General features: G+C 67.6%; 12 protein-coding genes. 2 read left to right on the top strand and 10 right to left on the bottom strand.

All coding sequences use genetic code 11. The features are described 5' to 3' along the window. Positions 1 to 4: 4 nt before the first annotated feature. Positions 5 to 1,780: an ABC transporter ATP-binding protein gene (locus ACVBEQ_RS01760; RefSeq protein WP_447151817.1), complete on the bottom strand. Its 1,776-nt coding sequence runs from the start codon at positions 1,778 to 1,780 to the stop codon at positions 5 to 7. Positions 1,781 to 2,041: 261 nt separating this feature from the next. On the opposite strand from ACVBEQ_RS01760, the gene ACVBEQ_RS01765 reads away from it, so the two are divergent. Beyond that, positions 2,042 to 2,836, top strand: a complete 795-nt coding sequence (locus ACVBEQ_RS01765) for an LLM class F420-dependent oxidoreductase (protein ID WP_447151684.1) — start codon at positions 2,042 to 2,044, stop codon at positions 2,834 to 2,836. Positions 2,837 to 3,113: 277 nt separating this feature from the next. Then, entirely contained in the window at positions 3,114 to 4,067 is a 954-nt protein-coding gene (locus ACVBEQ_RS01770; RefSeq protein WP_447151685.1) for an alpha/beta hydrolase, read from the top strand. A 37-nt stretch (positions 4,068 to 4,104) separates the two neighbouring features. Here the strand turns inward: ACVBEQ_RS01770 and ACVBEQ_RS01775 are convergent, their stop codons facing one another. From ACVBEQ_RS01775 to ACVBEQ_RS01815, 9 genes are all read right to left on the bottom strand, one after another. Further along, positions 4,105 to 5,208: a WD40/YVTN/BNR-like repeat-containing protein gene (locus ACVBEQ_RS01775; RefSeq protein WP_447151686.1), complete on the bottom strand. Its 1,104-nt coding sequence runs from the start codon at positions 5,206 to 5,208 to the stop codon at positions 4,105 to 4,107. Positions 5,209 to 5,297: 89 nt separating this feature from the next. After that, positions 5,298 to 6,752: a GH1 family beta-glucosidase gene (locus ACVBEQ_RS01780; protein WP_447151687.1), complete on the bottom strand. Its 1,455-nt coding sequence runs from the start codon at positions 6,750 to 6,752 to the stop codon at positions 5,298 to 5,300. Then, entirely contained in the window at positions 6,749 to 9,154 is a 2,406-nt protein-coding gene (gene yicI, locus ACVBEQ_RS01785) for an alpha-xylosidase (protein WP_447151688.1), read from the bottom strand. Before yicI ends, ACVBEQ_RS01780 begins: the two co-directional genes overlap by 4 nt. Before the next feature lie 213 nt (positions 9,155 to 9,367). After that, positions 9,368 to 10,282 carry a carbohydrate ABC transporter permease gene (locus tag ACVBEQ_RS01790; protein ID WP_447151689.1) on the bottom strand — a complete coding sequence of 305 codons (915 nt, stop codon included), beginning with the start codon at positions 10,280 to 10,282 and terminating at the stop codon, positions 9,368 to 9,370. A gap of 1 nt (position 10,283) precedes the next feature. Then, the gene (locus ACVBEQ_RS01795; RefSeq protein WP_447151690.1) at positions 10,284 to 11,273 is read right to left on the bottom strand and encodes a carbohydrate ABC transporter permease; all 990 of its coding nucleotides are present in this window, start codon (positions 11,271 to 11,273) and stop codon (positions 10,284 to 10,286) included. A gap of 143 nt (positions 11,274 to 11,416) precedes the next feature. Further along, the gene (locus ACVBEQ_RS01800) at positions 11,417 to 12,739 is read right to left on the bottom strand and encodes an ABC transporter substrate-binding protein (RefSeq protein WP_447151691.1); all 1,323 of its coding nucleotides are present in this window, start codon (positions 12,737 to 12,739) and stop codon (positions 11,417 to 11,419) included. 144 nt (positions 12,740 to 12,883) lie between these two features. After that, the gene (locus tag ACVBEQ_RS01805) at positions 12,884 to 13,981 is read right to left on the bottom strand and encodes a LacI family DNA-binding transcriptional regulator (RefSeq protein ID WP_447151692.1); all 1,098 of its coding nucleotides are present in this window, start codon (positions 13,979 to 13,981) and stop codon (positions 12,884 to 12,886) included. Between the two features lie 631 nt (positions 13,982 to 14,612). Then, positions 14,613 to 15,014, bottom strand: a complete 402-nt coding sequence (locus ACVBEQ_RS01810; protein WP_447151693.1) for a (R)-mandelonitrile lyase — start codon at positions 15,012 to 15,014, stop codon at positions 14,613 to 14,615. An 86-nt stretch (positions 15,015 to 15,100) separates the two neighbouring features. Further along, positions 15,101 to 15,625 carry a cyclophilin-like fold protein gene (locus ACVBEQ_RS01815; RefSeq protein WP_447151694.1) on the bottom strand — a complete coding sequence of 175 codons (525 nt, stop codon included), beginning with the start codon at positions 15,623 to 15,625 and terminating at the stop codon, positions 15,101 to 15,103. Positions 15,626 to 15,634 lie beyond the last annotated feature (9 nt).

Genomic DNA, 15,634 nt, shown 5'->3' on the forward strand with positions numbered 1-15,634 from the left:
CGGGTCAGGCGAGCAGTTGGTGCTCGGCGAGCTCCCGGTACAGCGGGCTCGTGTCGAGCAGGTCGCGGTGCGTTCCCACCGCCTGCAGCCGGCCGTCCTCGAGCACCAGGATCTGGTCCGCGTCGACGACCGTCGCCAGCCGGTGGGCCACCAGGATCAGAGTCCGATCGTGCGAGATGGCGTCGATCGCGTCCCGCAGCGCCTGCTCGTTGCGGCCGTCCAGGCTCGCGGTGGGTTCGTCCAGCAGCAGCACCTCCGGTGAGGCGAGCAGCGCCCGGGCGATGGCCAACCGCTGCCGCTCGCCGCCGGACAGCAGGATCCCGTCCTCGCCGACCTGTGCGTCCAGGCCCGCCGGGTCGCGATCGAGCACACCGCTCAGATTGACCGAGGCCAGCACGGCCCGGCAGTCGTCATCGGTGGCTGCCGGCGCCCCGAGCAGCAGGTTCTCCCGGATCGTTCCGGCGAGCACCGGCGAGTCCTGTTCGACGTAGCCCAGCGCTGACCTGGTCTGCTCCCGGCTCATCTCGGCGACGTCCACGCCGCCGAGCCGGATGACGCCCGCGGCCGGGTCGTAGAAGCGTTCGATCAACGCCAGGATCGTGGACTTGCCCGCGCCCGACGGACCGACGACCGCCGTCTTGGTGCCGGTCTGGACCGAGAAACTGACCTCGCGCAGGACGTGCTGATCGCCGTACCCGAAACTCACCCGGTCGAAGGCGATCGCGGGCTCGCCCGGGATCAGCGCCGGGCGCTCGAGCCGCCCCTCCGATGACGCCTGCCCGCTCGCGCCCTCCTCGGACAGCGACGTGATCTCCTGGATCCGGACCACCGCACCCAGCGCGTTCTGAGTCGCCGTGTACGCGTTGAAGACCCGGCCCAGCGGCATGATCATCATGAACAGATACAGGATGAACGCGACCAGCTCGGCCACCTGCATCGAACCGTCGGCGACCAGGTAGCCGCCGACCGACAGCACCGCGATGAAGGCACCCTGCATCGCGATCCCGATGATGGGCGCGATCAACGCCATCACCTTGGCCAGCCGGACGCCGGTCAGATAGGCCTCGTTGGTCAGGCCGTCCAGCACTTCCGTTTCCCGCTCGGTCGCACCGGCGGCCCGGATGGTCCTGACACCGGGAATCGCCCTCGCCACCCCGGATGCCAGCGCACCGACCTGGGTCTGCGCGGTGAGCGTGAGCTTCTGGATCCGGCCCCCCAGCCCGACGACCACGCCGATCGCGACCGCGACGACCACGAGGGTCAGCAACAGCAGCGGCAGGCTGATCAGCGCCATGGCGACGATGGATCCGACGAACACCAGGGCGCCGGACACGGCGTCGACCAGCCCCGAGGTGACCACCGTTCGCAGCAGGGTGGTGTCCGATCCGACCCTGGACACCAGGTCCCCGGTGCGCCGGGTGTCGAAATCGGCGATCGGCAGCCGCAGGATCCGGTGCACGAGGAGTTGCCGGGTGTTCAGCACGACGCCCTCCGCCGTGCGCTGCAGCAGGTACTGCTGGATCCCGCTGATCACCGCGGTCGCCAGCACCAGTCCGATCAGCAACGCGACCACACCGCCGAGCGGCCTGGACTCCTGGACCGAGCTGATCACCACCGCCACCATCGCCGGCTGCGCGATCGAGAGGCCCGCCCCCACCACGGAGATCGCGGTGACGACCAGCAACACAGCCCGATGCGGCAGCAGGTACGGCCAGAGACTGCGCAGCGGAATCCGCTGCTGGCCGTCCTTCGTTGTCGTGCGGGACGGCCTGCCGAGCAGCCGCCGGCCCTTCCCGTTCGGGTGGTCCTTCGCACCGTCGGGCGTGTCGACCGGCGGATCGGTGACCCGCTGCGCCGTGGAGCCGCCCCGGTCGGACCCTTCGGTCGCACCGGCGTCCGGGACGGTGCTGGTCGTGTTGGTCACCCTCCTCACGGTAATGACGAGCGCCGACGGTGGGTCTGCCCTGCGCGAACAGCATCCCGCATCGGCACCGGGCGGGTCCCCCGCCGTGCCCGCTCGCGGGCTTGGCACGATGGTCGGATGACGACTCCTCCCCGGCCGATTCGCCTCGGCATCCAGATCCAGCCGCAGCACGCCGACTACAGCCAGATCCGCGACGCCGTCCTCCGCGCCGAGGATCTCGGGGTCGACATTGTTTTCAACTGGGACCACTTCTACCCACTCAACGGCGACCCCGACGGCAAGCACTTCGAGTGCTGGACGATGCTCGGCGCCTGGGCGGAACAGACCGAGCGGGTCGAGATCGGCGCGCTGGTGACCGGTGGCGGTTACCGCAACCCCGATCTGCTGGTGGACATGGCGCGCACCGTCGACCACATCTCGGGCGGCCGGCTGATCCTGGGCATCGGCAGTGGCTGGTTCGAGAAGGACTACGACGAGTACGGCTACGAGTTCGGTACCGCGGGGAGCCGGCTCAACCTGCTCGGCGAGTACCTGCCGCGGATCGATTCCCGTCTCGAGCAGCTCAACCCGCTGCCGACCCGTGCGATCCCGATCCTGATCGGCGGTGGTGGCGAACGGAAGACGCTGAAGTTCGTCGCGCGGCACGCGTCGATCTGGCATGTCTTCGGCAGCCCGGATACGTTGCGGCACAAGGCGGCGGTGCTCGCCGAGCACTGCGCCACCCAGGACCGCGACCCGGATGAGATCGAGCGGTCGACCTCGGCGCCCAGCGCCGGCACCGACGCCGCGGATGCGTTGGTGGACGTGGGCTTCACGCAGTTCACCATCAGCACGTCCGGGCCCGACTACGACCTGTCCGATGTCGCGAAATGGGTGAGCTGGCGCGATCAGCGGAACACCGAACGCGGCTGACGTCACCGACTGTTCACCCAGCGACCATCTATTAGCCGGGTGAACGACGTCGTCACGCAATGTGACAGGATGTTGATCCGTCGTCACCAAATCGTCACATCACGAATCGGTATCAAAACGGCACCAGGAGACCTCCTGACGGCATATAAATGTGCTGTGAGTCGTGTGCGCTCCCGCGCCACTCTCCGGGGGGATCTGCGGAATGTCAGTGAAGGAAAGCGGTCTGTTCACCGTGCGTCGACACGGCGGGCCACGACCGACCAGGCGAGGAAGAACGATGACGGCGCTGCACGAGGACCGCATCCAGCCGGACGTGTTCGATGACGACGACATCCTCCTCCCGCTCGCCGAGCGGTCGCCGCACGGTGCTCTGCGCTTGCCGGACGGCCGGGCGATGGCGTGGGCCGAGTACGGCAGCGTCCGCGGCCTGCCCTGCCTGCTGATCCCGGACACCGCGTCGTCCCGCCTCGCACCCGATTGGCTGCTGCACGACAGCGCGCTGCCGGCGGCCATCAGGCTGCTCTCCATCGACCGCCCTGGCATCGGGATGTCCGACCCCATCGGCTTCGGCGGCGGCGAACAGCCGGCCGAGGATCTTCGGCGGATGGTCGAGACGCTGGCCGTCGGACGGGTCGCCGTGATCGGCATCGGTCAGGGCGCCGATGACGCACTGGCCTTCGCCGCCCGCTACCCGGCCATGGTCACGTCGGTGTCCGCGGTCTCGGTCCGGTTGCCCGGCACCACCGCCGAACGCCGCGGCCTGCGGCACCCGTTCGGCAAGCGGCACGCCCGCAGCTGGGCCGGCCCGCTCTCGGCCTGGGTCAGCACGGCCGGCAAGGGCGCAGACCTGAGCGACGAGGCCACCTGGTCCAGGATGCTCGACCGGCTCGACGTCGTCGCCGCGCAGGTGCTGGGGGATCGCTGGCGCGAGGCGGACTTCCGCGACGCTGTCGCCGCGGACGCCGCGCAGATCAACCAGGCCTGGACCGCACCGGCACGACCCGCAGGACCGCCGCAGTGGGTGGTGGACCCGACCCCGATCCGGGTCCCGGTCAACCTCTGGCACGGCAAGCACGAGACCGGCACCACACTGCGCACCGTCGAGGCATTCGCCGACGGCCTGCCCCGCTGGTCGGTGCTCGCTGCGCCAGGCAGCTCCGCGATCCTGGGTTCCTGGCCGAACATCCTGGGCACCGCCGCGCAGTCGTTCCCGGGTGTCGCCGCCGCGTAGCGGTGCAGTCGATACAGCCGCGGAGTCCCCACGGGCGTCAGCCCACCGTCGCGGCCCGGATCGACAGCACGTCGGGCAGATTGTCGGCGATGCAGCTGAAGTGCGCGGTGTCGCCGGTGTCGATCCCGGCGTACACCGATCCCGATCTGGTGCCGAAATAGATGCCGGTGCTGTCGATGTCGTCGACGCACGCGGCGTCACGCAACACCGCCGTGTAGACCCCGGACTGCGGGAGACCGTCGGTCAACGGATGCCAGGTCTGGCCGGCGTCGGTCGAGCGCCAGATGGCCATCGCACCGCCGGGCGGGAACCGCTCGATGTCGGCGACCAGTGGGAAGACGTAGACGGTGCCCGGCCGATGGGGATTGGCCAGCACCGGGAAGCCGAACGACGCCGGCAGGCCGTCGCTGATCTCCGACCACATCAGCCCGGCGTCGTCGCTGCGGAACACCCCGCCGTGGTTCTGGGCGAACAGCTGGTCGGGGTCCGCGGGGTTGCGCGCGACCTTGTGCACGCACTGGCCGTGGTCGGGCATCGGGTCGGGGAAGAAGTCCGCCCTGATGCCCTTGCTCCGCGGCTCCCAGCTGCTGCCTCCGTCACCGCTGCGGTAGACGCCGCCGGTGGACATCGCGACCAGCAGGTCGTCAGCCTTGGTCGGGTGCGGCAGGACGGTGTGGATGGCCTGACCGCCGCCGCCCGGAGCCCAGCTCTCGCGGTGCGGGTGGTCCCACAGGCCGTCGTTCATGGTGAAGGTCTCGCCGCCGTCGACGGACCGGAACAGTGCCGACGGCTCGGTGCCGGCCCAGATCTCGCCCTCCTGGTACCCGGGGGTGATCTGCCAGATCCGCGCCAGCGTCGTGCCGGTGCGCTCCGGGAAGCGAACGGCGTCGGCGGGGTGGCCCACCCAGGTCCGGCCGCCGTCGTCCGAGTGCAGCAGCCGGGTGCCGTAGACGTAGCTGGTGCTGCCGGCGAACAGCCGCGGCGGGGAGCCGGGTTTCGCCGTCCGCGGGTCCACGCCGACCGCGGCGACCTCTTCCATCTTCAGCGTCGGTGGATCCAGCTCCCACGCCGTTCTGTCGTTCGACGAACGCGCCACCCACAGTCCTTTGCGGGTACCGATCAACAGCACCACTTCGGCCATCTCGCGTCGACCTCCTCGGGAGCGCACGGTTGATCCCGGCATCACCGTGCCACTGAGGTCCGACAGCCGCGAGCCGGCGGAATCATCGGTCAGGCGTCGACCGAATCCGTCTCCACCGCGTCGACGGCATCGACCGGCGGCAACTGCCCGGTCCGGATCAGCTGCGCATACCAGCGGGCCGAATCCTTGACCGTCCGCACCTGGGTGTCGTAGTCGACGCGGATGATGCCGAACCGGCGGTCGTAGCCCCAGGCCCACTCGAAGTTGTCGAGCAGCGACCAGAGGAAGTAGCCGCGGACGTCGATGCCCGCGTCCATGGCCTTCCCGACCGCGTCGATGTGACCGTGCAGGTAGGAGATCCGGTCCACGTCGTGCACCCGGCCGTCAGCGGCGACCTCGTCGTAGAACGCGGCGCCGTTCTCGGTGATCATCAGCGACAGGTTCGGGTACCGGCTACCCAGATCGGTCAGCAGCTCCGTCATGCCACTCGGGTCGATGTTCCAGCCCATCGCGGTGTGCGGGCCCGGCTGCGGAAGGAACTCGACGTCGTCCGCGCCGACCCACGGGCTGGCATCGGAATCCCCGTGCCCGTCGGCCTGCGACTTCGGTCCCTCTCCGCTGTACTGCCGCGCCCGGGAGGTCGAGTAGTAGTTGATCCCGAGGACGCTCAACGGCACCGCCGCGGTCGCCTCGTCGCCGTCCTGCACGAAGGACCAGTCGGTCACGGACGCCGTGTCGGCGATCAGGTCCTCCGGGTACTTGCCGTCCAGCATCGGGCCGCTGAAGATCCTGTTCCCGACCGCGTCCAGCCGCCGGACCGCGTCCCGGTCGGCCGCGGACTCGGGGTTGTCCGGCCTGGTGACGTGGACGTTCAGGGTGACCGACAGTGGAGTGGTCTCACCCAGCACGGAACGGATCGCCCGGCCCGCGAGACCGTGGCCGAGGTTGAGGTGGTGGGCCGCCTGCAGCGCGGCGAGCGGCTCCTTCCGGCCCGGCGCGTGCACCCCGGCGCCGTAGCCGAGGAACGCCGAGCACCAGGGCTCGTTCAGGGTCGTCCACAGCGAGATGCGGTCGCCCAGGCCCTTGGCCACGTGTCCGGCGTAGTCGGCGAACCGCAGGGCGGTCTCCCGGTTGGGCCAGCCGCCGGCGTCCTCCAACTCCTGCGGGAGATCCCAGTGGTACAGCGTCGCTACCGGCTGCACACCGGCTTCGAGCAGCGCGTCGACCAGCCGCGAGTAGAACTCGAGGCCCTTGGGGTTGAAGGCCCCGGTGCCGCCAGGCTGGATGCGGGGCCAGGCCAGCGAGAACCGGTAGGCCTGCAGGCCGAGCTCCTTGATCAGCGCGACGTCCTCTGGCCACCGGTGGTAGTGGTCGTCGGCGACGTCACCCGTGTCGCCGTTCAGCACCATTCCTGGTGTGCGGCAATAGGTGTCCCAGATGGAGAAGGTCCGCCCGTCCTCGTCGAAGGCGCCCTCGATCTGGTACGACGCGGTGGCCGACCCCCAGAGGAAGTCCTTCGGAAAGGCACGCTGCGGGTTGGTCATCGGGGGGACTCCTCTTCCGGTACGGATGCCGCCGTCGAGCCGGGCGTCATGGTGATGGCGACCGTATCCGACACGGCCCGCACCCTGAAACCTGTTCTGCCCAGCTCCACCGTGGTCGACAGGTCATCGCCCGCGGCCTCACCGCCGGTGACGGACAGGACCGCGGTGCCCTCCGGCAGCACGACGGACCAGGGCTGTGTGCCGGCGATCCGGGTGACGGTCACCGTGTCGCCCTCCCTGGTGACGTCGAAATTCGAACCGGGACCGCCCGACGCGCCTGGGACGTCAACGGTTGCCGCCGTCAGCGACCCGGTGTCGAAGACCTGCAGGGCGACGCCGTCGGAATGGTCGACGTCCGGACGGTCGTCCCGCCGGCCGACGGGCATGACGGCGCCGGGCCGGACGAAGACCGGAACGGAGTCGAACCCGTACTGCTCGGTGACCCACCGCGGCCCGCTGACCGTGTGCCCGTCGAGCAGGTGCGTCCAGGTGCCGTCGGGAACGTAGAACCGCACCATCCCGTCCGCGGTGAAGACCGGCGCGACCAGCAGCGAGTCGCCGAGCATGTACTGGGTGTCCAGATGCTCGGTCGCGGGGTCGTACGGGAACTCGACGACCATCGGGCGCAGGATCGGTGTCCCGGACTGCTCGACCTGGCGTGCCGCCCCGGCGAGGTAGGGCATCAGCGACATCTTGAGCCGGGTGAACCGTCGGGCGATCTCGACCGCCTCGTCGTCGAAGGCCCACGGAACGCGGTACGACCCCGACCCGTGCAGCCGGCTGTGGCTGGACAGCAGCCCGAAGGCCAGCCAGCGCTTGAACACGCCGGCGTCCGGAGTGCCCTCGAAGCCGCCGATGTCGTGCGACCAGTAGCCGAAACCGCTGGCCGCCAGCGACAGCCCGCCGCGCAGCGTCTCGGCCATCGAGGCGTAGGTGGAATCGCAGTCGCCGCCCCAGTGCACGGGGTACTGCTGGCCGCCGGCCGTGGCGGACCGCGCGAACAGCACGGCCTCTCCCGTGCCGCGCCGTCGTTCGAGCAGGTCGAAGACGGTCCGGTTGTACAGCTGCGTGTAGTAGTTGTGCATCCGCTGCGGGTCCGATCCGTCCGACCAGACGACATCGGTGGGAATGCGCTCGCCGAAGTCGGTCTTGAAGGCGTCCACGCCCTGGTCGATCAAACGCTCCAGATGGGACGAATACCATTGCGCCGCAGCGGGATTGGTGAAATCGACGAGCGCCATGCCGGCCTGCCAGCGGTCCCACTGCCAGACGCTGCCGTCCGGCCGGGTGACCAGGTAACCTTTCGCCTTGCCCTCGTCGAACAGCGCCGATCGCTGGGCGATGTACGGGTTGATCCACACGCAGATCCGCAGCCCCTTGTCCTTCAGCCGGGCGAGCATGGCCTCCGGCTCGGGGAACGTCTCCGGGTCCCACTCGAAGTCGCACCAGCGGAACTCGCGCATCCAGAAGCAGTCGAAATGGAAGACGCTCAGGGGGATGTCCCGCTCGGCCATGCCGTCGATGAAGCTGCTGACGGTCTTCTCGTCGTAATCGGTGGTGAACGACGTCGAGAGCCACAGCCCGAAGGACCAGTCCGGCACCCTGGGCGGCCGGCCGGTCAGCGCGGTGTACCGCTCCAGGATCTGCTTCGGGGTCGGTCCGTGCACCACGAAGTACTCGAGGAACTGGCCGTGCACCGAAAACTGATTGCGCGAGACGGCTTCCGAGCCGATCTCGAACGAGACCTCCTCCGGGTGGTTGACGAAGACGCCGTAGCCGCGGGTGGTCCAGAAGAACGGCACGTTCTTGTAGGCCTGGTCGCTGCTGGTGCCGCCGTCGGCGTTCCAGATGTCCACCGGCTGACCGTTCTTCGCCACCGGCCCGAACCGCTCGCCGAGGCCGTAGACCTTCTCGCCGACATCGAGGGCGAGCTGCTGGAAGACGTAGGGAGACCCGTTGGGTCCGGTCGCCAGCCCGATCGTCTTGGGCCCGCTGGAGGTCAACACGCGCTCTTGCCCAAGGCCGCCGCCGTCCAGGAAGTCGAGCTGCCAGCCCGGCCCCCTGCGCACCCGTGCGGAGAGATGACCGGACGTCAGCCGTGCCTCGTCCTCGGTGATCTCGATCCTGACGTGCGGGTCGTCGGCGCCCGGGAGGGCGAACTGCGGGCTCGGCTCCCTGCCGCCGGCATGGTGCTCGACCCGCACCTTGATCACGTCGGCCGCCGGGGACGAGAGGGTGATCGTCGCGGTCGGCCGGTTGAGGGTGTCGCCGCGGGAGGTGATCACCTTGGTCGGGGCGAGCACAGTGAGCGACCGCTCGTCCGCGCTCACCTCGGTCACGTGGGCGGGATGCTGGACGTCGAAGCCCTCCCGCACGTGCCAGTACCCGTCGCTGAACTTCATGGCCGTCCCTTTCGGTGAGTCTTCGAGTGTGCTGGGTGAGCGGGTGCGCCGCCGGGTTGCCGCCGGGAGCGGGTCGAGTGGTGAAAGCGAACTCGTGGGGGGCGTTGATCATGGCAAAACTCGCGCAACACACCGACGACACGCAGGCGGGAGCGAGAGTATTGCCATGATCAACAGCGGATTGGGGGGCGCTTGGCGCGGATTCGGGGCCGCTTACTTGATCGCGCCGGCCGTGACGCCCCGGGTCAGCGTCCGCTGGAAGATGAAGAAGAAGATGACGGCCGGGATGAGGCTGATCAGCGCCCCGGCGTTGGTGGTGGGTGCGTCCATCAATCGGTCACCCTGCAGGGATGCGAGCGCGACAGGAATGGTCTGGGTGGCGTTGTCGATGAGCATGACCAGCGGAATGAAGAACTCGTTCCAGGTCCAGATGAAGAAGAAGATCAGCAGCACGGACAGGGTCGGCCGGACGATCGGGAAGACCACCTTCCACAGGATCTGCCAGCGGGAGGCGCCGTCCAAGGCCGCCGCTTCGAGCAGCGCCTTCGGGAAGGTGCCCAATACCGACGCGAGAAGGTAGGTTCCGAAGGCACTCTGGATGACGGTGAAGATGATGATCACCGCCAGTCGGGTGTTGTACAGCCCGACCTCCTTCGCGAAGAAGTAGAGCGGATAGACCAGCGCCTCCTGCGGCAGCATGTTGCCCAGCAGGAACAGCGCCACGATCCACAGCCGGCCCTTCACCTTCCCGACGCCGATCGCGTAGGCGTTGAGCAGCGAGATCAGCACGGCCGCCACGGCGACCACACCAGCGATCAAGGTGGAATTCCACAGTTTCTGTGGGTAATTGACCTGGGTCCAGTAGGTCACGAGGCCCTTGGTGTAGAACTCGGTCGGCCAGCTCAACGGGCCGTTGTTGGAATAGTCCGCCGGCGACTTGAACGCATTCAGCACCATCAGCACGAACGGGATCAGCATGAGCAGCGCCGCCGCCGACACGAGCACCAGGACGACCCAGCGGCCGGTGCCGCGGTGGAACCGGTCGCGGGCCTTCAGCGCCCGCTCGTCGGTCCGGCGTTGGGCGGAATCGATCTCCGCCTGCGCGGGGTGAATGACGGGGACACTCATGTCAGCCCACTTCCTTACGCTCGCTGGCGGCCTGCCAGCGCATGATGGCGGCGGCAACCAGGACGATGATCAGGGTGAGCACGGTGGCGATGGCCGCGCCGTAGCCCACATTCAGCTTCTTGAAGAAAGTGAAGTACGCGAAGTACGACGGCACGTTGGTCGCGTTCTCCGGACCGCCCCTGGTGAGCGCGTAAATGGGCCCGAACACCTTCAACGCGGCGATGGTGCAGGTGAGTGCGACGACGAACGTCTCCGGCTTGATCTGCGGGATGGTGATGGCCCGGAACCTCGCCCAGTAGCCGGCTCCGTCGATCTCGGCCGCCTCGTAGATCTCGGGGTCCACCCGCTGCAACGCGGACATGAAGATCACCACCGGATAACCGATCTGGACCCAGACCATCACCAGCATCACGACCGGAAGTGCGGTGTTCGGGTCGCCCAGCCAGTCGCGGGTGAACCCCTGAAGCCCGACCATGTCGAGAAAGGCGTTGAAGGCACCGTCCGGGCGGAGGATCCATCCCCAGACGATTCCGGCCACCACGACGGGCAGCACCTGCGGGAGGTAGAAGACCGCTCGTAGCACGCTCACACTGGAACCGCCGAAACGCTTCCCGAGATAATCGAAGAGCACGGAGGCCAGCAGCAGGCCGATCAACGTCGGGATGACGACCATCGCGACGATCATGGCCAGGGAATTCTTGAAGGATTCCCAGAAGACCGCGTCACCCATCAGCTTGACGTAATTGTCCAGGCCGATGAACCTCGGTTGCCCGACGCCCGACCATTTCGTCAGCGACAGATAGACGTTGTAGATCAGCGGTCCGATGATGATGGCCGCGAAGAGCAGCCCACCCGGCAGCAGGTACCACCAATACGGCCGCGAACTGAAGCCGACGCTCTTGTTCGTCCGTCCCGCCGGCCTCGACGTGGGCGGCGCTGCCGGGGAGTCGTCGAGCTGGACGGTGCCGGATGGCGGTGCAATGTCGGACATTCGGGGCTCCCTCGAGGTGTGATCGTGTGACGGCCACCCCCGCCGTGTGCGCGTTCCGCCCGCTGCAGGGCGAGCAACGCGCACACGGCGAGAGCGATGGCACCGGCTGTGGCGACGTGCGTTCGCGGCACCAGGTGATGCGGTCAGCCGGCCTTGATGGTCTCGACGCCCTCGTCGTACGGACCGGCGATCTGCTGGAGCACCTCGTCCGGGGTCTTGGACTGGTTGATCAGCGACTGGAATCCGGACACCAGCACGTCGTAGTACCCGGGCACCGGCCAGTCGGGGTAGAACGCCAGCCCGTCAGCCGCTGTGACGGTGTTGAAGTTGGCGATGAGTTCCTGGTTCTTCGGGTCGGTGATCTTCGCCGGGTCCGCGGCGACCGGGATTCCGCCGCTGTTGCCCAGCAATTCCTGGACCTCGGGGCTCATCGTGATGTCGATGAAGTCGTACGCCAGTTCCTTGTTCTTCGACGCCTCGGGGACGACCCACAGATTGCCCGACGAGCCGAGGCTCAGCTTCGTTCCCGGGAACAGGAACGTGCCCCAGTCGAACTTGGTGATCTCGTCGGTGAACCTTCCGTACCACCAACTTCCGGAAACGATCATCGCGCATTTGCCGCCGATGAACCCGGTGCCCATGTCCTCTGCCTTGAGCGAGGCCGACTCCTTGGAGATGTAGCCCTTCTTGACCCACGCGTCGAACGTGTCGGCGCCGTACTGGAGTGGGTCCTGCGAGAAATCAACCGGGTTGGCATACAGCTGGTAGTTGTCGACGAACTGCCGGTCGGCCTTTGTCAGCGCCAGTTGGTAGGCGAGCTGGCCGGCGGGATACTCGGCGCCCGCCATGCACAACGGTGTGGTCCCGGCGGCGACGAAGGTGTCCATCGCGGAGGTCATCTCGTCCAGCGTCTTCGGCACCGTGATGCCATTCTTCTCGAACAGGTCCTTGTTGTAATAGACCATGACGTACTCGCCGTAATTGGGAACTCCATACCAATTCCCGGAGCCCATCACGCCCTTCTCGTCATACCGGGCGGTGGTCTGCAGGCTGGGCGGCAACTTCTGGTCCCAGCCCCGGGTGGTGGCCTGCTCGCTCAGGTCGGTCAGCAGGCCCTGTGACGCGAGGAGTCCCGCGGTCGCATTCCCCTTGTTGTACTCCATGATGTCCGGGCCCTCATCGGAGCTGATGATCATGCCCGCGTTCTGCTGGATCTGCTCGAACGCCTTGCGCTCGAAGTCGACGGTCACCCCGGGATGCTGTTCCTTGAAGATCTCGATCGCCTTGTCCCAGGCGATTCCCATTGCCCCGTTCGCGCTCTCGTAATGCCAGAGCTTCAGCGTCCCGGATTCAGGAGAATCGGATGCTGCCGTTCCGGAGTCACTGGAGCCGGAGCAGGCGGCCAATGTCAGGGACAGCGCTGCGACAGCTGCTACCCAGCCGGCTCGTCGTCGGTTCGGTCTCATGGGTTCCTCCAGGGGGTAGGGACGGCTCACGGATCGTGGAGCCGGTTGGGGACGGGAAGGGCAAGGGTCGGCCGTGAAGGCGTGCGGGTACGCCGGGTCGGGGTGCTGCATCCGGTCCGGTTTCGGGTGAGGCTGGTTGCGGGGTTACGTCTTCGCGCGGGGGTGATCTGGTCGGGGATGAGGTTCTGTCGGACGCCGGGTCGTGCGCGTCAGTCTGGCCGGAGGATCCGGCGGGACCGGACCAGTGCTCTGGCCGGCCTCCCATCGGCAGGGCAGCAGAACCGGTCCACCGACCGGTTGCCGCCCGTCGAGCTGGTCGAGCAGGGAATGCACACCGAGCCGGCCGAGTTCGGCGCCGGGCGAGTGCAGGGTGGTCAAGGGGGGTTGGACCATCTCAGCCACCATCGGTGACGAGACGATCGAGAGCACCGAGAAGTCCTGCGGCACTGTCATTCCACGCCTGGTGATCTCGGTGACGGCACCGATCACGGCGTTCTCGTTCATCGCGACGATGGCGGTGAGTTCGGAATGGTCACGCAGCAGGTCGGCGGCCGCGACCCGACCAGCCGCCGGCGTCTCTGCGCACCAGATCGTCACCGGGTCCAATCCCCGCCGCCGCATTGCCGCGTCGAATCCGCTGCGCGCACGGAGTGTCGGTCCGTAGCCGTTGTCCCGACTCGCCGCGGAATGGTTCAGCAGTGCGATGTTCCGGTGTCCGAGTTCGGCCAGGTGACGGACCGCGTCCTCGGTGGTGGCGTCGAAATCGATGTCTACGGAACGGCTGTCGCCCGCATCGTCGGTTCGCCCGATCATCGTCAGCGGCACGCCCGCGGCGTCGAGCACCCGGACCCGTGGGTCATCACGTCGAACCTCCATGATGATCACACCGTCGGTCAGGCCGTCGCGGCTCATCTCCGACATCTCGTCCGCCCGGGACGGCGCGTAGGGCCAGACGACCAGGTGGTATCCGCGCGACCGCGCCGCCTCGGCCGCACTGGTCACGAATTCCATCACGGTGCTGCCCAGACTGTTCTCGATGCCGGGGAAGGTCAGGGCGATGATCCTGCTGCGCCTGCTGGCCAGGCCGCGGGCCATCGCATTCGGCCGGAAGTCGAGTTCGGCCATGGCCCGCTCGATGCGCTCGCGGGTGGCCGCGGAGATGGGGCGGGTGTTGTTGATGGCGTAGGACACGGTGCTGATGGAGACCTGAGCAAGGGTGGCAACGTCCTGCATGGTGGCCATCTCGCCTCCTCCGTCGTCAGTGACCGTGATGTTCGTGCTGCTGCCTGCTACTGCATGGTCCTGGTGCATCGTCCCCCGAGTGCCGGGGTCTCGGTCAGCCGAGGGACCTCATGTCATTCGTCGAAGCGCTTCGATTTGGCCTGCGCGGGACGGAAACTCCAGGTCGTCCCACGAGCCGAATCTCGTCGTCGAGCGGGATCTTATCGAGATCACCGTCAACATAAGGGCTTCGACAGACTGCCGGTCTTGCTGGCTCATCGTCGAAGCGCTTCGATGGATTTGAGTATCTGGCGAACAAAAGTATTCGTCAAGGCCCCTGGGTCACGAATCGATAACGGCGATGTCCGTTCACCCGTCTGCCGAGGACTTGCCGCCGCCCGAGGGTCAACCAGGATCCGGCGGTGAGTGGAGGCTTCGGCTGAACCTCTGCCGCACGACCGGCGGGGTGCTGCGCGATATGTGCGAGGGAGGGGTTCAGTGGACGCTGGGTGATGCTGGTCAGTGGGGGCGGGCGTCCCTGTGGGGGCGTTGCTCGTGCAATGGTCCGTCACGCTCGCCGGCAACGCCCCGCTCACGCTGCAGCAAGAGCAGCGCCAACGACAGAAGCGGCGGACCGCACGACCCACCGGCGCTACGGCCGGGAGCTGTACTCCTCGTCCGTCACGTGGTCGAGCCAGGTCACGACCTGGCCCTGATCGTCGGCTTCCTGCACAGCCAGATGGGCCATGAACCGGTCGGGAGTGGCTCCGTGCCAATGCTCTTCACCCGGTTCGATGTAGACCACGTCACCGGGTCGGATCTCGACCGGCTCGCCACCCCGCCGGTTGACCAGTCCGATCCCGTCGGTGACGTAGAGGGTCTGCCCCTTGGGGTGCCAGTGCCACGCTGTGCGCGCACCGGGGGTGAAGCGCACATGGGCGCACCCGATGGCCGATTGGTCGTCGGGGTTCCGGACCGTGTCGATGAAGACGGTGCCGGTGAACCAGTCGGCGGGACCCCGGCCGCTCTGGCCGGAACTAGGGGTGATCTTCACTGTCTTCCTCCACAGGTTGATGCCACTCGGATCGTGTCGTTGGGATGACGCCGTTTCATGCCGCACCCGATCATCGAGGTGGGCTGCTACTGCTGGGCGAAGGAGACCGTGACGTCGCCGGCACCCAGCACCCCGGCCAACGAATCCGGGGCATCCAACCGGCCGATTCGCGTGTAGGCGTACGAGGCGTCGAAGGACTCGTAGAACAGCACGACCGTATCGGAGCCGTACAGCATGAGGTCCCCACGACGTACGGTGCCCGGAATCGTTGCATCTGCCGGCAGGGCATCGGCCAGCTCGAACGCCTTCTCGTTGCCGTTGACGTCGGCCATGTCCAGCGTCAGAGGCAGTCGTTCGGCAAACGCCCGTGCCGTCGCCGTGTCGGCCAGCGTCGCCGGGAACTGGGCCGAACCGATGCTGACGGTGATGGTGCCTGGCGCCGACCGATCCGACGGGGATGTCGAGGTATCGGTCGACGGGGATGCCACCGCAGGCGTCGAGTTCGTGCCGGTACCTGTCACCGGTGAGCCAGATCCGCTGGAACCGCAGGCAGCAAGCAGCGCGGCGGTCGAGATGCCTGCGAACAAGGTGGGAAGAAACCCGCGTCTCATTTCGCTCAC

It is taken from the genome of Nakamurella sp. GG22, from assembly GCF_052976845.2.

Bases quoted from the DNA above. Each gene is read 5' to 3' on its own strand.
- ACVBEQ_RS01765 (WP_447151684.1), top strand. From the start codon at position 2,042: ATGACGACTCCTCCCCGGCCGATTCGCCTCGGCATCCAGATCCAGCCG.
- ACVBEQ_RS01770 (WP_447151685.1), top strand. From the start codon at position 3,114: ATGACGGCGCTGCACGAGGACCGCATCCAGCCGGACGTGTTCGATGAC.
- ACVBEQ_RS01775 (WP_447151686.1), bottom strand. From the start codon at position 5,208: ATGGCCGAAGTGGTGCTGTTGATCGGTACCCGCAAAGGACTGTGGGTG.
- ACVBEQ_RS01780 (WP_447151687.1), bottom strand. From the start codon at position 6,752: ATGACCAACCCGCAGCGTGCCTTTCCGAAGGACTTCCTCTGGGGGTCG.
- yicI (WP_447151688.1), bottom strand. From the start codon at position 9,154: ATGAAGTTCAGCGACGGGTACTGGCACGTGCGGGAGGGCTTCGACGTC.
- ACVBEQ_RS01790 (WP_447151689.1), bottom strand. From the start codon at position 10,282: ATGAGTGTCCCCGTCATTCACCCCGCGCAGGCGGAGATCGATTCCGCC.
- ACVBEQ_RS01795 (WP_447151690.1), bottom strand. From the start codon at position 11,273: ATGTCCGACATTGCACCGCCATCCGGCACCGTCCAGCTCGACGACTCC.
- ACVBEQ_RS01800 (WP_447151691.1), bottom strand. From the start codon at position 12,739: ATGAGACCGAACCGACGACGAGCCGGCTGGGTAGCAGCTGTCGCAGCG.
- ACVBEQ_RS01805 (WP_447151692.1), bottom strand. From the start codon at position 13,981: ATGGCCACCATGCAGGACGTTGCCACCCTTGCTCAGGTCTCCATCAGC.
- ACVBEQ_RS01815 (WP_447151694.1), bottom strand. From the start codon at position 15,625: ATGAGACGCGGGTTTCTTCCCACCTTGTTCGCAGGCATCTCGACCGCC.